Here is a 16,935-nt window from a genome sequence, read left to right as displayed (position 1 = left end):
CCGCACTGTGGCCCTACAGCACCGGAGAAATTGAGTGATCTTCCGGCGAACTCCGCCAGAGGCTGAATGGGTTAAGGTCACAGGTACCTGATCAGAGGCTGTCGCATGGACCTTGCATCCTGCGTCGCGCTGCCTGCTGCGCAGCGGCGCCGCGCAGCGCTGCTGCCTGTTTTCAGGGCAAACTGCGCAAAACCGCCTGTCGGTTCCACAATCGGGCGTGGCAAACCCGGACATGTGCAGAATCCGGATGACCGCTTGCCGCGAATCGTCAATCGGTTTTACCATCCGGTCAAAGTCATCGACCGGGCAACCCGCTTCGGACCATACATCCGGAATAAACACGCCGAAAAAACACGCCGCAACGCCAAGCCAAGCATCCAAAGCCAAGCAACAGGGACACGAACACCATGGCCAAAGCCTTTTCCGCCAGCCGCCGCCACCTTCTGATGACCGGATCGGCGCTGCTTGCCTCCGGTCTTATGCCGCGCGGGGCTTTTGCGCAGACCCCGATCCGCGTTGCGGGCATTTATACCGTGCCGGTTGAACAGCAATGGGTCAGCCGTATCCATCTGGCCGCCGAAACCGCCAAGGCGGCCGGTCGGGTGGAGTATTCCTATACCGAGAATGTCTCGAACACCGATTATCCCCGCGTCATGCGCGAATATGCCGAGGCGGGTGTGCAATTGATCGTCGGTGAGATTTTTGGTGTGGAACAGGAGGCCCGCGAAGTGGCGGCCGATTACCCCGATGTGGCCTTCCTCATGGGGTCGTCTTTCCTTGAGGATGACAGCCTGCCCAATCTGGCGGTCTTCGACAATTACATTCAGGACGCCTCCTATCTGACCGGAATTATTGCAGGATCACTGAGCAGCGGGAATGTCGGCATGGTCGGCGGTTTCCCGATCCCCGAGGTCAACCGCCTGATGCATGCCTTCATGGCGGGCGTGCGTGAAGCCAGCCCCGAGGCGAAATTTCAGGTCAGTTTCATCGGCTCATGGTTCGACCCGCCGAAAGCCAAGGAAACCGCATTCGCGATGATCGAGGGCGGGGCCGATATGCTTTATGCCGAACGCTTCGGCGTTTCGGACGCGGCGCAGGAAAAGGGCGTTCTGGCCATCGGCAATGTGATCGACACGCAGGGCGATTACCCGGAAACCGTGGTGGTTTCGGCGCTGTGGCATTTTGAGCCGACCCTTGATGCGGCAATTGCGGCTGTGCAATCGGGCGCCTTCAAGGCCGCGAATTATGGGCTTTATTCCTATATGAAGGAAAACGGCTGCTCGATCTCGGCTCTGGGCACGTTCGAAGGCAAGGTTTCAGGCGAGACGATGGCGCTGGTGGCCGAGCGCGAGGCCGCGATCCGGGCCGGAACCTTCACCGTGGAGGTCAATGACGAGGAGCCGAAATCCTCGTGATGTCAGCAGATTACGGGGCGCAGGAAACGGTCCTGCGCCTCACCGGCATTACCCGCCGCTTTGGCGCGACGCTGGCCAATGATGCAATCGACCTGACCCTGAAACGGGGGGAGGTACTGGCCCTTCTGGGGGAAAACGGCGCGGGCAAGACCACGCTGATGAATATTCTGTTCGGCCAGTATGCAGCCGATAGCGGCACGGTCGAGGTCTTCGGCAAGCCGCTGCCGCCCGGCAATCCTGCCGCTGCCCTGTCGGCGGGGCTGGGCATGGTGCATCAGCATTTCACGCTGGCCGACAATCTGACGGTGCTGGACAATATTCTGCTGGGCACGGTGCCCTTGTGGCGCGCGGGCTTTGGCCGGGCGGCGGCGCGGGCGCGGGTGCTGACCCTGTCGCGCGATTTCGGGCTGGCGGTCGATCCGGAGGCGCGGGTGGGCGATCTGTCGGTGGGCGAACGCCAGCGTGTCGAGATCCTCAAGGCGCTGTATCGCGATGTGCGCATCCTGATCCTGGATGAACCGACCGCCGTTCTGACGCCGCAGGAAAGCGATGCGCTGTTCGCGACGTTGCGGAGCGCGGTGGCGGGCGGCCTGTCGGTGATCTTCATTTCCCATAAACTGCATGAGGTTATGGCGGCATCCTCACGTGTTTTGGTGCTGCGCCATGGCCGGGTTGTCGGGCAGGTTGCCACGGCTGGAACAACGCGCGAGGCGCTGGCTGCAATGATGGTGGGGGCGGAATTGCGCAAGGCCACTGTCACGCCCGGAACGCCCGGGCCGGTTCTGCTGCAACTGCGCGGGGTGCATACGAGCAAGGACGCGGCTGGCAAGGATGACCGGATCGGCGGGCTGCGCGGCATCGACCTTGCGCTGCGGGGCGGGCAGATCACCGGGATTGCGGGTGTGTCAGGCAATGGGCAGGCGGCGCTGTCGGATCTTTTGTCGGGGCTGCTGGCACCACAGGCCGGAACGCTGGATCTGGGCGGCACGGCGCAGGGTCAATGGTCGCCGCGCCGGGCGCTGACCGCAGGCATCGGCCGCATTCCCGAGGACCGCCACAAGACCGGCACCATCGCGGAATTCACCCTGACCGAGAATGTCATTCTGGAACGCTATGCCGAGGCCCCCTTTGCCCGGGCCGGGGTGATGGACTGGGCCGCCGCACGGCGTGTCACCGACGATCTGATCCGGCGCTTCGACGTGCGTTGCGAAGGGCCGGACGGCGTGATCCGGCTGCTTTCGGGCGGCAATATGCAAAAGCTGATTCTGGGCCGCGTCTTGGATACCGCGCCCCGCATCATCCTTGCCAATCAGCCCGTGCGCGGCCTTGATATCGGCGCGATTTCCTACGTTCATGGCCAGCTGGTCGCGGCGCGGGATGCCGGGGCGGCGGTCTTGCTGATCTCTGAAGATCTGGATGAAATCATGGAGTTGTCGGATATCATTCATGTCATGTCCGAAGGCCGTCTTTCGCCGCCCTTCGCGCGGGGCAGCATGACGGCGGCGCAGATCGGTCTCTGGATGGCCGGTCAGGGATTTGACGAAGGGGCGACGGATGCGGCTTGAACCGATTGCCAATCCGGCCCTGACGCGCAGGCTGGGCCTGCCCGCGCTGGCGCTTGGCGCGACGGTGCTGGTGGCGTCGCTGCTGTCGGCGCTGGCGGGGGCCGATCCCTTTGCCGTGCTGGGGCTGATCCTCAAAGGGGCCGCGGGATCGAAATTCGCCGCCCTTGAGACGCTGAACCGGGCAACACCGCTGATTTTTACCGGGCTTGCCGTGGCCGTCGCTTTCCGCGCGAAGCTGTGGAATATCGGGGCCGAGGCGCAGCTTTACGCGGGTGCGATCGTTACCGTCTTTCTGGCCACTGGCCTGCTGGCAGGGACAGGGCTTTGGGGCATGGCGCTGGTGGCGGCCCTTGCGATGCTGGCGGGTGCGCTGGTGCTGCTGGGTCCGGTCATGCTCAAGACCCGGTTCGGCGTGGATGAGGTGGTGACCACGCTTCTGTTCAATTTCATCATGTTGCTGATCGTCTCCTGGCTGCTGGAAGGGCCGATGAAGGACCCCGCGGGCATGGGCTGGCCGAAATCCGAACCGCTGGAGCGCGCGATGCGCTTGCCGCGTCTGGCCGAGGGGCTGCGGCTGCATTGGGGCTTTGCGCTGGCGCTGATCGCGGCGGTGCTGGTCTGGTTCCTGCAGGCCAGAACCACGCTGGGCTATGAAATGCGCGCCGTGGGCCACAACCCGCGTGCGGCGGCTTTCGCGGGCATCCCGGTCAACCCGGTGCTCGTCCGCACCGCGCTGTTGTCGGGCGGGCTTGCGGCACTGGCGGGCTATTCCGAGGTGGCGGGACTGAAAGGGCATCTCAGCCTCGATCTGTCGCCCGGCTTTGGCTATACCGGCATCATCGTCGCCATGCTGGCGCTTTTGCACCCGTTGGGCGTTGTTTTCACGGCGATTTTTGTCGCGGGCATCTTCGTGGGTTCTGACAGCATGAGCCGCGCCGCAGGCGTTCCGACCTATATTGCCGACATGCTGCTGGCCTCGGCGCTGTTGTTGATGGTGCTGGCCATTGGCCTGACCCGCTATCGTGTGGTGTGGAAATGAGCGCGCTTTGGGACATCCTGCTGACGGCAAGCTTCTGGGCTGCCGCGATCCGCATCGCCTCACCGCTGATCTTTGCGACGATGGGGGAACTGATCTGTGAACGCGCGGGCGTTCTGAACCTCGGGATCGAGGGGATCATGGTGATCGGCGCCTTTTCGGGCTGGATGGCGGTCTATATGGGGGCGGGGCTGTGGGGCGGGGTGGTTACGGCCATGCTGGCGGGCATGCTGTTCGGCCTTCTGCATGCCACGCTGACCGTGCCTTTCGGGCTGAGCCAGCATGTGGTGGGGCTTGGGGTCACGTTGCTTGCGACCTCGACCAGCTATTTCGCCTATCGGCTGATCCTGCCCGAAGTCACCAGCCCGCCGCGGATTGAGCCGTTCCAGCCCTATGAAATCCCTTATCTTTCCGAGATCCCGCTGCTGGGGCCTGCGCTGTTTTCCCAGACGCCGCTGACCTATGCGGCCTTTGCCTGTGCGGCCCTCGTGGCGCTGGTGCTCTATCGTACGCCGCTGGGTCTGGCCCTGCGTGCGGCGGGGGAAAGCCCGGCAGCGGTGGCGGCACAGGGCCTGTCGGTGACTGGGCTGCGCATGGGGGCGGTGATTGTCGGGTCGGGGCTGATGGCGGTCGGCGGCGCCTTCCTGACGCTTTCGGCCTTTTCGTCGTTCTTTTTCGAAATGGTCAACGGCCGGGGCTGGATCTGCATCGCGCTGGTGGTGTTCGGGGCGTGGCGTCCGGGCAAGGCGGTGCTGGGGGCGCTGCTGTTTGCGGCCTTCGATGCGCTGCAGATCCGCCTGCAACAGACGCCGATCGGACAGGTCGTGCCCTATCAGATGTTCCTGATGGCGCCTTATATCCTGTCGATCCTTGCATTGATCGTGATGTCGCGGCGGGCCGAGGTTCCCGCCGCGCTGATGGTGCCCTACCGGAAAGGAGAGCGGTGATGTTCGATCTGATCGTGAAGGGCGGCACGCTGCCCGATGGAAGCGTCACCGATATCGGCATCCGGGGCGACCGCATTGCCGCCATGGGACTTCTGGAGGCCGGGGCCGCCCGGGTGATCGACGCCACCGGCGATCTGGTCAGCCCGCCCTTTGTCGATCCGCATTTCCATATGGATGCGACGCTGTCCTATGGTCAGCCGCGCGTCAACGCCTCGGGCACATTGCTGGAAGGCATCGCGCTTTGGGGGGAGTTGAAGGAAATCGTGACCATCGAGGCAATGGTGCAGCGCGGGCTGGATTATTGCGACTGGGCGGCCTCGATGGGCCTTTTGGCGATCCGCAGCCATGTCGATACCTGCGACGACCGCTTGCTGGGTGTGCAGGCGATGCTGGAACTGCGTGAAAAGGTCAAGGATTACATCGACCTGCAACTGGTGGCCTTTCCGCAGGACGGATTCTATCGCGATCCCACGGCGCGGGCCAACACATTGCGCGCGCTGGATATGGGCGTCGATGTGGTGGGCGGTATCCCGCATTTCGAACGCACGATGGAGGAGGGCGCGGCCTCGGTCGTTGAGCTTTGCCGCATCGCGGCGGATCGCGGGTTGATGATTGATCTGCATTGTGATGAGACCGACGACCCCCATAGCCGCCATGTCGAAACCCTGGCCGCCGAGGTGCATCGTCACGGGCTGGGCGGGCGCGCGGCAGGGTCACATCTGACCTCGATGCATTCGATGGACAATTACTATGTCTCGAAACTGCTGCCGCTGATGGCCGAGGCGGGGCTGGCGGCGATTGCCAATCCGTTGATCAATATCGTGTTGCAGGGGCGGCATGATACTTTTCCCAAACGGCGCGGTCTGACGCGGGTGAAGGAAATGCAGGCCATGGGCATTCCCGTGGGCTGGGGGCAGGATTGCGTGCTGGATCCTTGGTATAGTCTTGGCACGGCGGATATGCTGGATGTGGCCTTCATGGGGCTGCATGTCGCGCAGATGACCCATCCGGCGGAAATGGCGCGGTGTTTCCAGATGGTGACCGAGGTGAATGCGCAGATCCTGAACCTGCCCGATTACGGGCTGCGGGTGGGGGCGCGGGCCGACCTGGTGGTGCTGGATGCGGGCGGCACCATCGAGGCGCTGCGCCTGCGGCCCGCCCGTCTGGCCGTGGTGGCGCGGGGCCGTGTGATTGCCGAACGCGCGCGCAATGATGCCCGGCTGTCGCTGCCCGGGCGCGCGCCTTCGGTCAACCGGCGGCATGCGACGGGCCGGACCGGGGGCTGAGCGCGGAGCAATCCATGGCTGCGGAGTTCGACACGGTGCTGACCATCGACTGGTCAGGCGGCGGTGACCGGGGGCTGCGCCCTGTCAAGGATGCGATCTGGGCCTGTGCGGGCGGGCAGGACGGGCTGGAACCGCCCGTCTATCTGCGCAACCGGCAGGTGGCGTCGGACTGGCTGACGGACCGGTTGCGGGTTGAGACCGGGGCAGGGCGGCGGGTGCTGCTGGGGTTCGATTTCCCCTTCGGCTATCCTGCGGGCTTTGCGGCGGTGCTGACGGGGCGGGCCGATCCGCTGGCGCTGTGGGACTGGTTTGCCGCGCAGCTTGAGGACGGGCCCGAGGGCAGCAACCGCTTTGAACTTGCCGACCGGATCAATGCGGGGCTGCCGGGGCTGGGGCCGTTCTGGTTCAACGGCACAGCGCAGGATCTGCCGCATCTGCCGCGCAAGGGTCGGGATCGGCAAGGGCACGGCCTGCCCGAGAAACGCCTTGCCGAAAGGGCCGCCAAAGGTGCCTTCACCTGCTGGCAGATGGGCGGCGCGGGCGCGGTGGGGTCACAGGCGATGACGGGCATCGCGGCGCTTGCGCGACTGCGCGTGGCGCTGCCGGATCTGTGCCGGGTCTGGCCGTTTGAGGTGACGGACAGCGCCCGGGTGGTGCTGGTGGAAATCTGGCCGTCTCTGGCTGCCGGGGCCCTGACCCTGCGCAAAGGCGAGATCAAAGATGCCGCTCAGGTCCGGCTGATGACCGATGCGCTGCTGCATCTGGACGGGGCAGGGCAGTTGCGCGCCTTGCTGGAGAACGTGCCCGCCCCTGCGCAGCGCGAAGAGGGCTGGATTCTTGGACTTGCGCCCGAAGGCGGGGCCGATGCCGCTTTCGCCGATGCCTGTGCCCGCGCCGCCCGTCAGCCGCGCCGGATGCGATAGGCGCGCGCGCCCGGCGGATGACCGGGCGGGGCCTCAGACACCGACAGCAATTCATGCCCGGCCTGCGCGCAGAAATGCGGCACATCCACCACCGCCATCGGATCGGTCGCGATCAGCCGCAGCACCGCGCCGGGTGGCAGGCCCAGCAGGCGCTTGCGCGCCCGCAGCACCGGCAAGGGGCACAGCAGCCCCGCCGCATCCAGTTCGGTTTCCTGTTCCGCCTCCGGCCCGGTCATCGGCTGGCCTCCCTGCATCTTTCCTGCCGATGCCCGGAATTCCCCGTCACCGCAAGCGGGAATGGCAAAGGGCGTTCTGACAGACTTGCGCAAGCCCCTGCCGGTTGCTACATCGGCGGTGCGCCGGATTAGCACAGCGGTAGTGCAGCGGTTTTGTAAACCGAAGGTCGGGGGTTCGATCCCCTCATCCGGCACCATTTCCTGCCTGAAAAGCAGCGGATCGCACGGTATTATCATTAGGGAAACTGCCTCTCCCGCCGGGATCGGTTCCGAAAACGGCCTTTCGCGGTGTGGGGAAGGGGGCGCAATGCGGGGCGGAGCGGACGGTTATGATCCCTCAGGCCGAACTGGAATGCGCCGCTTTTGGAATCCAGTCTTTGACTGTTCAAACCCTGCCGCAAGGTAGAATTTGAACGTTTCTGGGCGTTTTGATCCTGTCATCAGCATGACTTTGTAACAGCCAGCGTTCCAAGCTGCTGTCGTCGCGTGATCTAGGATGCACTTGCCACAGCCTCGCTTTCTGTAATCGCCGTGGGTCACGACATTTTCGATCAGTCCGTATGGACTGCCTCCGCGCGTCAAGTTCGGCACGACAACAAGGGTGCAAGAAGCGACGAAGTGCCCACAAGTTTCGCCAACAAAAATCGCGCTTCCCTCATAGCCAAGAAAGCGATCAAAAATACTCGATGCAACGTCTCGTGAGGGAACTGCATCGTCAGGCACAAGGTGTTGGTAAAGAGCAAGAAGTCGCGAAAGGTCGCTGCGGTTAGCTTCTCGAATTTGAATCGGTGACGGGTCCATCCAAGTTTCATCTCAGACAACCCGACCGTCCGCAATGGGGCTCGTTTCAGCCGCTCTCTGCGTGCGGTCCAAGGGCCGCTTCTGCGACACCGGCGCGCAAGGCGTTTCAGGTGAACAGCAAACCCGTCTGAAACAAAGGCAGGTGCTGCGCCGGATGGGGTTTTCACCGCACTGTTTGCAAAGAAAATCTCTTCGCCGTGAAGTTGGACCTTTGTGACAGTTCCAACCGTCCGTGGTCTTGTCTTCCCCTTCAGAACGACCGGGTGAATCCGATTGCTGCCGAAAGGTTGCGATAGTCGTTCATGATGACCGTGGATTTCTGGCGGTCATATCCCAGTTTCAGAACCGGGGCGAAGCCTTTGTAATTCCAGTTCGCATTGGTGATCTGGATCACCGCTTGCTGCCTGCGGTCCTGCCGCCGGATGCCGAACAGCGGATGCAGCCCGTCGAAATCATTGCGGTCGAAATGCAGGTCCAGTGCGACGCGCAAGCCCCCGGCGAACAGATACTGCCCGCCAAGGCTGATGCCTGCCGCATCCCCGGCCAGTCCGGGATTGGCGCTGCGGCGGTTCTCGAACCGCAGCCCGCCGCGCAGCAGCAGTTGGGATGAGACGACATGCATCGCCTGAAGAAACAGCGCGTTGCGGTCTGCATGGAAGGGCGTGCTCAGATAATCGGTGCGGTCACGCAGCAGCGTCGCGCCGAAGGTCATGCGCTCGCTGATCCTGCGCGAATAGCCCAGTTCCAGCCCGACCGAGCGGGTATAAGCACGGCCTGCCAGCCAGCGGCGCGTGGTGAAAAGATCGGCCGACAGGCGCTGCCCGTGATCGGCAAAGCGCAACAGCCCCGCCCCCATCCGCAGCGTCACATCGTCCGAGGCATTCCCGTCGAACAGCCGTGCATCGAACTGCGCAGACAGCCGGGCGCGCAGGTCGGGGGCAAGTTGCGGCAGCAGCGTCACGCCCAGCCCGAAATCAAGCCCCGTGGCCGGACGTTCCCGCGCATTGGGATTGATGCCGAATTGCAGTCCGCCGATGGTCACCCGTTCGGCACCCGTGCGCTTTTCAGCGTTGCTTTCGGGGATCAGCGCAAGGCGGAAATCGAGATACCAGTTCTTGTCGCGGTCCAGCGCGTCAAGGCGCTGTTCCAGCGCGCGGCGGATCGGCGGGGCAAGATTGTCGGCCCCCCGCGCCAGTTCATAGTGATAGCGCGCGCGGTCCTGTTGCCCGGTTTCGGCAAGGGCTGCGGCCAATTCCAGCCGCCAGCGCGGATCGGCGGGTTGCAGGGCGACCAGACGTTCCAAAGGGACGATGGCCGCGCGGGGGCGCCCCTGACGACCGTAGCCGACAGCAATGGCCCACAGCCTGCGGACCGTCTCGGCCTCGTCGCGGGGCTGAACCGCCTCGGCCATCGCCAGCCCTTCGGCGTGCCGCCCGGCGGCAATCGCGCGCTCTGCCGCGGCGATATCCTGCGCATGGGCGCTGAAGGGCATCAGGGCAAGCGCCAGAACAAGGATCAGGCCACGCATCACATCTCCACTGGCGAAAAGGGTGTCCGGCCCCGAGGGGACTGGTCAAGGGACCGGACGTTTTGATCCTCAGGATAACTGGGGTCGAGGATCAATCCTGGATCAGGTAGAAGGTGCCGCCGGCGGCGGCGTCGAACAATGCGCCGCCGATGCCCTTTTCCTTCACGCCGCCGGAAACGGCGCCCTGCATGGCACTGGCGCCGGAGCCGAAGAAGTTTCCGCCCAGCAGCAGCGTCGTGTCATATTCGGTTCCGTCCACGGCCAGATCGCCGCGCATGGTGAACTGGCCGCCTCCGACACTGACCGTGCCGCTGCCCGGTGCCGGGACGGCGAATGTGGACCGGTTGATCGTGCCGACCGGTGCATCAACGACTTCAAGCGTCCCGGTGATATCCCCGGCTTGACCCGAGGCCAGTTCGCCCGTGAAGTTCGATGCCGTGCCGCTGAATGGATTGCTGGACTGGCCTTCGGTCCAGTTCACGGCGATGTCGAGATCGGCATAGGCCGTTCCGGACTGGGTGCCGTCATTGACGTCAACCTCCATCTGGCCGGAATAGTCGGCATTCAGGCTGGTCGGCATGTTCTGCGTCGGTCCCTGTCCGCTGACCGCATCGAAATTCGACTGGTAGGACCCACCGCCACCACCGCCGCCGCCACCGCCGCCAGCGCCACCACCGCCGCTACCACTGCCCAGACAGGCCGAAAGACCCGTCACGGCCGTCAAAGCGACCACCATTCTTGCAACATTACCCATATTCAGTATCTCCCCGATTGCAGCCAATCCGTTGGCGGAACAATCTATGGTCGCCGGATCCCGCATCGTCTCCCCCCTGTTCGGGGGGTAGGGCCGAAGGCCGGATCGGCGTTAATTCGGGTCATGGGCCTGGTTGCAAGGAAAGGGCCGGACGGATGGGAACGCGTGTCATCAGGCTGATCGCCCCCGGAACCGTCCTGACGGGCGCGATCCTGCTGGGGCTGATGCAGGCCGCGCTTGTCATCTGGGCTGCGGTTCAGCAGCCATGGCTGGGGGTTGATCTGCGGATTTCGGACAGCGGCATCGTGGTCGGATCCAGCGCGCAGGACGGGCCGGGGCGGTCGCTGCCCGAGGGCGCGCAGGTGTTGCGCATCGCGCCGCCCGGCGGGCTGGGCACCGCCCCGGCCCCGGGGCTGACGCTGGAGCCCGCCGACCGGATCGAGGAACCCGACATGCTGGGTTCGGCCCCTGCAATGCGGCGCTTTCTGGACCGGCAGGGCGATCTGCATGGCGCGCTGCAGGGCGGGGCGGTGCGGTTCGACTACACCACGCCCGAAGGCGCGCGCAGCGTGACGCTGGAACCGGCCAGCAGCCGCCCGGTCACCGATCTGCCCGCCGCCTTCTGGACGCAGATCGGCGTCGGGCTGGCGGGGCTGTGGCTGGGGGCCTGGGTGGTGGCGCTGCGCCTGTCGGACCGCGCGGCCTGGATGCTGTTGCTGGCGGGGCTGGGGCTGGCGCTGTCCTCGCAATCGGCGGCACTCTATTCAACGCGTGAAATCGCGCTGGACCCGCTGGTTTTCGAGATTGCGAGCCGCAGCAATTCCATCGGCACGCTGATCTTCGGGGTGGGGATGGTGACGCTGTTCCTGATCTATCCCAAACCGCTGGCCCGGGGGCTGCGGCTGGTGGCACCCGCCTTCATCCTGATCGGCACCATCCTGTGGATCCAGTTCGACAACTGGCCCGAGCGCACGCCGCTGCTGCAACCGGTTGTCGCAGCGACGATGGCGGCGCTGCTGGCGGCTCTTGGCGCGCAGATCTGGGCCAACCGGCGCGATGCCCGGGCCCGGGCGATGCTGGGCTGGTTCGGCCTGTCGGTTGCGGTCGGGGCAGGGGGCTTCGTTCTGACCGTCATTCTGCCTGTGATGCTGGGCCGCCCGCCGGTTCTGGCGCAAAGCACGGCGTTCCTGCTGTTTCTGCTGATCTATGTCGGGCTCTGCCTTGGCGTGCTGCGCTATCGGCTGTTCGATCTGGCCGACTGGTCGTTCCGGTTTCTGTTCTATGCCGGGGGGGTCGCGCTGCTGCTGGCGCTGGATGCGCTCTTGATCTTCGGGCTGGCGCTGGACCGGGCCCCGGCGCTGGGCGTCTCGATTGCGATCGTGGCGCTGGCCTATCTGCCGCTGCGCGGCTGGCTGGCCACGCGCTTTCGCCGGGAGCGTGAAATGTCGGCCGAGGATCTGTTCCTGCGTTTCGCCGAGATCGCGCAGGCCGATGAACCGGGCGAACAGGGCCGCAGGCTGGCGGGGCTGTTGCGCGACCGTTTCGCGCCGCTGGCAATCACCCCGCTGGCCGCGCCGCTGACCGAGCCACAACTGGCCACCGACGGGGAGGCGCTGATCTTTCCGTCGGTTGCCGGGCTTTCCGCCATGCGGCTGGACTGGGCACAGGGCGGAGAGCGGCTGTTTTCTTCACGCGATCTGGCCATGGCCGGGCGGATGGCAAGCCTGTTGCAGCGCGCCATCGACCAGCATCGCGCCTATCGTGAGGCGGTCGAGGCCGAGCGCCGGCGGATCAGCCGCGACATGCATGACAATATCGGCGTGCTGCTGCTGGGCGCGCTGCATTCCCCGGGGCTGGAGCGCAAGGATCTGCTGATCCGCCAGACGCTGACCGACCTGCGGGAAATCATCTCGAACCCGGCAATGGAAAGCCTTGATCTGCTGCGCCTGCTGGCCGATCTGCGGGGTGAGGTGGCCGAACATCTGGAGGTGGCGGGTGTGACGCTGGACTGGCAGGACGGCAACCTGCCCGAGGCGAAGCTGTCACCGCGCGTGGTGCATACGCTGCGCGCCTTCCTGCGGGAAGGGATCAGCAATCTGATGCGCCATTCGGGGGCGGCGCAGGCCACCGTGCGCATCACCGGCCGCAGGATCAGCAACGCCGGGGGCGCTGGCGATGCACAGCCCGGAAGCGGCGCGGCCCCGGCCTTGATCGAGGGGGCGCCGGCGCTGGACCTGTGCCTGCGCGATGACGGCAGGGGGTTCGATCCCGATGCGCTGCGGGCGGGCAACGGGTTCATAAACCTGCGCGACCGGATCGAACAATGCGGCGGGCGGCTTGAGGTCAGGACAGGGCCCGAAGGCACCAGTCTTATTGCCGAACTGCCGCTGTCATCCAGCGAGAAGGAGAAGGCCGCATGAAGCGTATCCTGATCGTCGAGGATATCGCCGAGACCCGTCGCTGGCTGGGCGAGATTGCGCAAAGTGCCTTTCCCGAGGCGCGGATTTCCGAGGCCGATACGCTGCGCGGGGCGCGGGTGCTGCTGGATCAGCCGCATGATCTGGCGCTGATCGACCTTGGCCTGCCGGACGGGTCGGGGCTGGATTTCCTGCGCGATCTGCGGCGCGGTCCGGAACCCACGATCTGTGTCGTCACCACTGTCATGGGGGATGATGCCAGCGTTGTGGCGGCCTTGTGCGCAGGGGCGGATGGATACCTGCTGAAGGAAAACGCCGCCCCCGTCCTGATCCGGCAACTGGGCCAGATCTCGCTTGGACTGCCAGCGCTGTCCCCGGCCATCGCGCGGCGCATCATGGAACATTTCCGCCATACCGGCCCCGCCGCCGAACCGGAAAGCAGCCTGACCGAACGCGAACGCGAGGTCCTGGGCCTGATCGCGCGCGGGCTGCGCAATGGCGAGGTGGCCCAGACCATGGGGATCGCCGAAACCACGGTCGCGGGCTATATCAAGATCGTCTATCGCAAGCTGGGCATCGGATCGCGGGCCGAGGCGGCTTGGCATGCGGCACGGATGGGACTGCGCGAAGGCTAGGCCGGGACTGCCTGTCTGCTGCCGACCGGGACGCCCCGGTGTTGCGCAACCTGCCCCATCCTGTCACGGGGCGGGAGTTTTCCGCCGGGCGTCCGATCAGTCCGCCGTTCAGTCCCAGTTTAGGCCCAGTTCAGACCACCTGGGCGAAACTGTCGCTGCGCGCGCGGTCCCAGAATTTCAGAAAGGCCGGGTGCTGCGGATCCCCGGCCAGCAATTCGCCGCGCTCCACCCACAGATACTGGCTTGAGGCGGACCGCACCTCGCGGCTGGAAATCCGGATCATCAGGTGATGCGGCGTGAAATCGGACGGATGGCGCAGGCCCGAGGCCTCTACCGCCTCTTTCAGGACATGCAGCGTATTGGCGTGGAAACTGGCCGTGCGCATGTATTTATCCTCGACCACCAGCGCGCGGTAGCGGCCCGGATCCTGTGTGGTGACGCCGGTGGGGCATTTGCCGGAATGGCAGGTCTGTGCCTGAATACAGCCGATGGCGAACATGAAGCCGCGCGCCATATTGCAGGCATCGGCCCCCAGAGCGAACATCCGGCAGATGTCGAAGGCGGAAATGATCTTGCCGGCGACGATGATCCGGATCCGGTCGCGCAGATCGAGGCCGACAAGGGTGTTGTGCACCAGCATCAGCCCCTCACGCAACGGCGCGCCGTAATGGTCGGCAAATTCGGCCGGTGCAGCGCCGGTGCCGCCCTCGGCCCCGTCCACGGTGATGAAATCGGGGGTGATCCCGGTTTCCTTCATCGCCTTGGCCAGCGCGAACCATTCCCACGGATGCCCCATGCAGAACTTGATCCCGACCGGTTTGCCCCCCGAAAGGCGACGCAGTTCAGCGATGAAATTGCACAGCTCGATCGGGGTCGAAAAGGCGGAATGGGATGAGGGGCTGATACAGTCCTGTCCGACCGTAACGCCGCGCGCCTCGGCAATCGCCTCGGTCACCTTCTTGCCCGGCAGGATGCCGCCATGGCCGGGCTTGGCCCCTTGGCTCAGCTTCAGTTCGATCATGCGGACCTGATCGCCGGTCGCATTGGCCGCGAAATTCTCGGGGCTGAAGGATCCGTCGGAATTGCGCGCCCCGAAATAGCCCGATCCGATCTGCCAGACCAGATCACCGCCCCAGAGGCGGTGAAAGCGCGAGATCGACCCTTCGCCCGTCGTATGGGCAAAGCCACCCAGTTTCGCGCCCCGGTTCAGCGCCTCGATGGCATTGGGCGATAGCGCGCCATAGGACATGCCCGAAATGTTCAGCACCGAGGCCTCATAGGGCTGGGTGCAATCCGGCCCGCCGATGGTCACACGGAAATCATGCGAGCCGAGTTTGGTGGGGCTGATCGAATGGTTCAGCCATTCATGGCCGATGGCCTCGACATCATGCAGCGTGCCGAAGGGGCGCAGCCCGTCCAGCCCCTTGGCGCGGCGATAGACCAGCGCGCGCTGTTCGCGCGAAAACGGTGTCTTGTCCTGATCGCTTTCGATGAAATACTGCCGGATCTCGGGCCGGAAATTCTCAAGCAGGAAACGTAGACGCGCGGTCAGCGGGTAGTTTTTCAGAACGGCACTTTTCGATTGAAGCAGATCCTGCAGCCCAAGCGCGAACAGGGCCAGCCCCAGAAGCGCCAGAACCGCCCCCCAGAACCCGTTGACCGAGGCCAGAAGAAAGCCCCCCGGAACAAACAGGCCGCAAAGGGCCCAAGGTATATAGCGCATCACCGATACTCCTCCCCGAAACACAAACTCTGGGGAAGGCTAACGGGTCTTGGGGGGCCGAAGCAATGCGGTTTCGCCGGGAAAATGCCGGGAATCCGCGGCAATCAGCCGGGTGTCAGCGGCAGGTCGGGGCCGCTTTCGCGTGGCTGGCGCCCATCGGGCAGATTGATCCGGGCGACCTGTTCGGCAATCGGATCAACCGACAGCGGATGCAGTTCTGCACGGTGATCGGCGGGGTCGCCGATTTTCTGCCAGCGGCCGGCTTTGTAGATTTCCAGCCCCGAGAATCCCGCCTTGTAGCCCATCTTGCGGCTGCCGGGCACCCAATAGCCGAGATAGACAAACGGCAGGCCCGCCTCACGCGCGATTTCGACATGATCCAGCACCAGATGCGTGCCCAGTGAACGGCTTGCAAGGCCGGGTTCATAGAAGGAATAGACCATGCTCAGCCCGTCATCGAACACATCCGTCAGACAGACGGCGGCCAGCGCGGGATCGCCCGAGGCGTCCTTGTTGGTATATTCGATGACGCGCGACCGGATCGGGGTTTCCTCGATCATCGCGGCAAATTCGAAGATATCCATATCGGCCATGCCGCCGGTGGCATGGCGCGCGTCCAGATAGCGGCGGAACAGCGCATATTGGTCTTCCGTCGCCCAGGGGCTGGTCGCATTGCGCATCAGATCGTGGTTGCGGCGCCGGACGCGGCGCTGTGTGCGGTTGGGCTGGAAATCGGCAACCCGGATCCGCGCCGACAGACAGGCAGAACATTCCGCGCAGGAGGGGCGGTACAGCACGTTCTGACTGCGGCGGAACCCCTGTTTCGACAGCGCATCGTTCAGGCGCTGCGCATGTTCGCCCTGCAGCGCCGTGAACAGCTTCCGCTCCATCCGCCCGTCAAGATAGGGGCAGGGCTGTGGGGCTGTCACATAGAATTGCGGCGCAAGGGGAAGGGTGTGGCGCATAAGTGTGAAAGGCCGGAAGGTTGATGACAACGACACGTAGGCCGGAACGCGGTTCCGGCCAGATGTGACGTTAGCAAGACAGCGCCGCTTCGCCAAGCCAAGAGTTGCGCGGTCCGGGGCAGGGCGGGAGGCGGAACACCCGGTTGCGCGTCAAGGATTGGGGCCGGGGTCTTTGCCCGGCCCATGGCGCGCCCTGCTGTGCGAACCATGGGCCGTGAACAGTGCCCCGAAAGCAGTAAATGGCGAGAAGGGGACGATGGCGGATGGCAGGATCGCAGTGCGTGGCGGGATTGCGTCCCTCGATCCGGGCCGGGGGGCAGGCCTCAAGCCTCCCCCCGACCGGGTGCGGCCTTAGTTTACCGCGGCCGTGATCACCACCTCGATCAGGCAGCCCTCCCCCAGATCGGCCACGCCGATGGTCGCGCGGGTCGGCAGATCATCCCCCGCAATCCAGTCGGTCCAGGCCTTGTTCATCTCACCCTTCAGCGACATGTCGGTGATATAGAGCATCGCGCTGAGGATCTTGCTGCGGTCCGTGCCCGCATCCGCCAGCAGCGCGTCCAGCCGTTCAGTAACGGACCGGGTCTGCGCCTCCATTCCGGCGGTCAGATCGGCCCCGACGACCCCGCCGAAATAGGCCACGCCATTATGGACGACCGAACGGTGCATGATCGGGGTTTTCTGGTTGCGGGTGATGGTCATTC

General features: G+C 64.8%; 16 protein-coding genes and 1 tRNA gene. 10 read left to right on the top strand and 7 right to left on the bottom strand.

What is annotated here, in order from left to right; genetic code table 11:
- The first annotated feature begins 105 nt into the window (after positions 1 to 105).
- Genes JL811_RS11950 through JL811_RS11920 form a run of 7 tightly spaced genes read left to right on the top strand, consistent with a single transcriptional unit; the run spans position 106 to position 7,172 of the window.
- Complete coding sequence (locus tag JL811_RS11950) at positions 106 to 447, top strand: hypothetical protein (protein ID WP_202688844.1); 342 nt, start codon at positions 106 to 108, stop codon at positions 445 to 447.
- Positions 408 to 1,415 carry a BMP family protein gene (locus tag JL811_RS11945; RefSeq protein ID WP_202688843.1) on the top strand — a complete coding sequence of 336 codons (1,008 nt, stop codon included), beginning with the start codon at positions 408 to 410 and terminating at the stop codon, positions 1,413 to 1,415. The genes JL811_RS11950 and JL811_RS11945 overlap by 40 nt, the downstream gene beginning before the upstream one ends.
- Positions 1,415 to 2,980 carry an ABC transporter ATP-binding protein gene (locus JL811_RS11940; RefSeq protein WP_202688842.1) on the top strand — a complete coding sequence of 522 codons (1,566 nt, stop codon included), beginning with the start codon at positions 1,415 to 1,417 and terminating at the stop codon, positions 2,978 to 2,980. The genes JL811_RS11945 and JL811_RS11940 overlap by 1 nt, the downstream gene beginning before the upstream one ends.
- Positions 2,970 to 4,019, top strand: a complete 1,050-nt coding sequence (locus tag JL811_RS11935) for an ABC transporter permease (protein ID WP_202688841.1) — start codon at positions 2,970 to 2,972, stop codon at positions 4,017 to 4,019. The genes JL811_RS11940 and JL811_RS11935 overlap by 11 nt, the downstream gene beginning before the upstream one ends.
- Positions 4,016 to 4,963 carry an ABC transporter permease gene (locus JL811_RS11930; protein WP_202688840.1) on the top strand — a complete coding sequence of 316 codons (948 nt, stop codon included), beginning with the start codon at positions 4,016 to 4,018 and terminating at the stop codon, positions 4,961 to 4,963. Before JL811_RS11935 ends, JL811_RS11930 begins: the two co-directional genes overlap by 4 nt.
- Positions 4,963 to 6,249, top strand: a complete 1,287-nt coding sequence (locus tag JL811_RS11925; RefSeq protein WP_202688839.1) for an amidohydrolase family protein — start codon at positions 4,963 to 4,965, stop codon at positions 6,247 to 6,249. The genes JL811_RS11930 and JL811_RS11925 overlap by 1 nt, the downstream gene beginning before the upstream one ends.
- A gap of 14 nt (positions 6,250 to 6,263) precedes the next feature.
- A complete protein-coding gene (locus tag JL811_RS11920) occupies positions 6,264 to 7,172 on the top strand; it encodes a molybdopterin guanine dinucleotide synthesis (RefSeq protein ID WP_237684933.1) in 909 nt (302 codons plus the stop codon).
- Here JL811_RS11920 and JL811_RS11915 read toward each other — a convergent pair.
- Complete coding sequence (locus JL811_RS11915) at positions 7,151 to 7,408, bottom strand: sulfurtransferase TusA family protein (protein WP_202688838.1); 258 nt, start codon at positions 7,406 to 7,408, stop codon at positions 7,151 to 7,153. The two genes, JL811_RS11920 and JL811_RS11915, sit on opposite strands and share 22 nt — an antisense overlap.
- A 122-nt stretch (positions 7,409 to 7,530) precedes the next feature.
- Here JL811_RS11915 and JL811_RS11910 point away from each other — a divergent pair.
- Positions 7,531 to 7,605 (top strand) — tRNA-Thr (locus JL811_RS11910).
- Positions 7,606 to 7,735: 130 nt separating this feature from the next.
- Here the strand turns inward: JL811_RS11910 and JL811_RS11905 are convergent.
- The 3 genes from JL811_RS11905 to JL811_RS11895 all read right to left on the bottom strand — a co-directional run bounded on the left by JL811_RS11905 (position 7,736) and on the right by JL811_RS11895 (position 10,473).
- Positions 7,736 to 8,209: a GNAT family N-acetyltransferase gene (locus JL811_RS11905; RefSeq protein ID WP_202688837.1), complete on the bottom strand. Its 474-nt coding sequence runs from the start codon at positions 8,207 to 8,209 to the stop codon at positions 7,736 to 7,738.
- 250 nt (positions 8,210 to 8,459) lie between these two features.
- A complete protein-coding gene (locus JL811_RS11900) occupies positions 8,460 to 9,737 on the bottom strand; it encodes a surface lipoprotein assembly modifier (protein ID WP_202688836.1) in 1,278 nt (425 codons plus the stop codon).
- Between the two features lie 91 nt (positions 9,738 to 9,828).
- The gene (locus tag JL811_RS11895; RefSeq protein WP_202688835.1) at positions 9,829 to 10,473 is read right to left on the bottom strand and encodes a hypothetical protein; all 645 of its coding nucleotides are present in this window, start codon (positions 10,471 to 10,473) and stop codon (positions 9,829 to 9,831) included.
- Between the two features lie 173 nt (positions 10,474 to 10,646).
- Here JL811_RS11895 and JL811_RS11890 point away from each other — a divergent pair, with 173 nt between their 5' ends.
- The gene (locus JL811_RS11890) at positions 10,647 to 12,911 is read left to right on the top strand and encodes a sensor histidine kinase (RefSeq protein WP_202688834.1); all 2,265 of its coding nucleotides are present in this window, start codon (positions 10,647 to 10,649) and stop codon (positions 12,909 to 12,911) included.
- A complete protein-coding gene (locus JL811_RS11885) occupies positions 12,908 to 13,543 on the top strand; it encodes a response regulator transcription factor (protein WP_202688833.1) in 636 nt (211 codons plus the stop codon). Before JL811_RS11890 ends, JL811_RS11885 begins: the two co-directional genes overlap by 4 nt.
- A 130-nt stretch (positions 13,544 to 13,673) precedes the next feature.
- Here JL811_RS11885 and JL811_RS11880 read toward each other — a convergent pair whose 3' ends face one another.
- From JL811_RS11880 to JL811_RS11870, 3 genes are all read right to left on the bottom strand, one after another.
- Positions 13,674 to 15,266: an FMN-binding glutamate synthase family protein gene (locus JL811_RS11880; RefSeq protein WP_202688832.1), complete on the bottom strand. Its 1,593-nt coding sequence runs from the start codon at positions 15,264 to 15,266 to the stop codon at positions 13,674 to 13,676.
- A gap of 104 nt (positions 15,267 to 15,370) precedes the next feature.
- Positions 15,371 to 16,231, bottom strand: coding sequence for an arginyltransferase (locus JL811_RS11875; protein ID WP_202688831.1), 861 nt, complete (start codon positions 16,229 to 16,231; stop codon positions 15,371 to 15,373).
- Between the two features lie 351 nt (positions 16,232 to 16,582).
- Positions 16,583 to 16,933, bottom strand: a complete 351-nt coding sequence (locus tag JL811_RS11870; protein ID WP_202688830.1) for a RidA family protein — start codon at positions 16,931 to 16,933, stop codon at positions 16,583 to 16,585.
- Positions 16,934 to 16,935: the final 2 nt, after the last annotated feature.

Source organism: Szabonella alba (genome assembly GCF_016765775.1).
GTDB classification, from domain to species: domain Bacteria; phylum Pseudomonadota; class Alphaproteobacteria; order Rhodobacterales; family Rhodobacteraceae; genus Szabonella; species Szabonella alba.
The sequence above is the reverse complement of the archived record's forward strand: the minus strand, read 5'-3'. Positions and strand labels throughout refer to the sequence as shown.

Bases quoted from the DNA above. Each gene is read 5' to 3' on its own strand.
- JL811_RS11930 (WP_202688840.1), top strand. From the start codon at position 4,016: ATGAGCGCGCTTTGGGACATCCTGCTGACGGCAAGCTTCTGGGCTGCC.
- JL811_RS11875 (WP_202688831.1), bottom strand. From the start codon at position 16,231: ATGCGCCACACCCTTCCCCTTGCGCCGCAATTCTATGTGACAGCCCCA.
- JL811_RS11935 (WP_202688841.1), top strand. From the start codon at position 2,970: ATGCGGCTTGAACCGATTGCCAATCCGGCCCTGACGCGCAGGCTGGGC.
- JL811_RS11940 (WP_202688842.1), top strand. From the start codon at position 1,415: ATGTCAGCAGATTACGGGGCGCAGGAAACGGTCCTGCGCCTCACCGGC.
- JL811_RS11925 (WP_202688839.1), top strand. From the start codon at position 4,963: ATGTTCGATCTGATCGTGAAGGGCGGCACGCTGCCCGATGGAAGCGTC.
- JL811_RS11880 (WP_202688832.1), bottom strand. From the start codon at position 15,266: ATGCGCTATATACCTTGGGCCCTTTGCGGCCTGTTTGTTCCGGGGGGC.
- JL811_RS11915 (WP_202688838.1), bottom strand. From the start codon at position 7,408: ATGACCGGGCCGGAGGCGGAACAGGAAACCGAACTGGATGCGGCGGGG.
- JL811_RS11945 (WP_202688843.1), top strand. From the start codon at position 408: ATGGCCAAAGCCTTTTCCGCCAGCCGCCGCCACCTTCTGATGACCGGA.
- JL811_RS11870 (WP_202688830.1), bottom strand. From the start codon at position 16,933: ATGACCATCACCCGCAACCAGAAAACCCCGATCATGCACCGTTCGGTC.
- JL811_RS11900 (WP_202688836.1), bottom strand. From the start codon at position 9,737: ATGCGTGGCCTGATCCTTGTTCTGGCGCTTGCCCTGATGCCCTTCAGC.
- JL811_RS11895 (WP_202688835.1), bottom strand. From the start codon at position 10,473: ATGGTGGTCGCTTTGACGGCCGTGACGGGTCTTTCGGCCTGTCTGGGC.
- JL811_RS11890 (WP_202688834.1), top strand. From the start codon at position 10,647: ATGGGAACGCGTGTCATCAGGCTGATCGCCCCCGGAACCGTCCTGACG.
- JL811_RS11920 (WP_237684933.1), top strand. From the start codon at position 6,264: ATGGCTGCGGAGTTCGACACGGTGCTGACCATCGACTGGTCAGGCGGC.
- JL811_RS11950 (WP_202688844.1), top strand. From the start codon at position 106: ATGGACCTTGCATCCTGCGTCGCGCTGCCTGCTGCGCAGCGGCGCCGC.
- JL811_RS11885 (WP_202688833.1), top strand. From the start codon at position 12,908: ATGAAGCGTATCCTGATCGTCGAGGATATCGCCGAGACCCGTCGCTGG.
- JL811_RS11905 (WP_202688837.1), bottom strand. From the start codon at position 8,209: ATGGACCCGTCACCGATTCAAATTCGAGAAGCTAACCGCAGCGACCTT.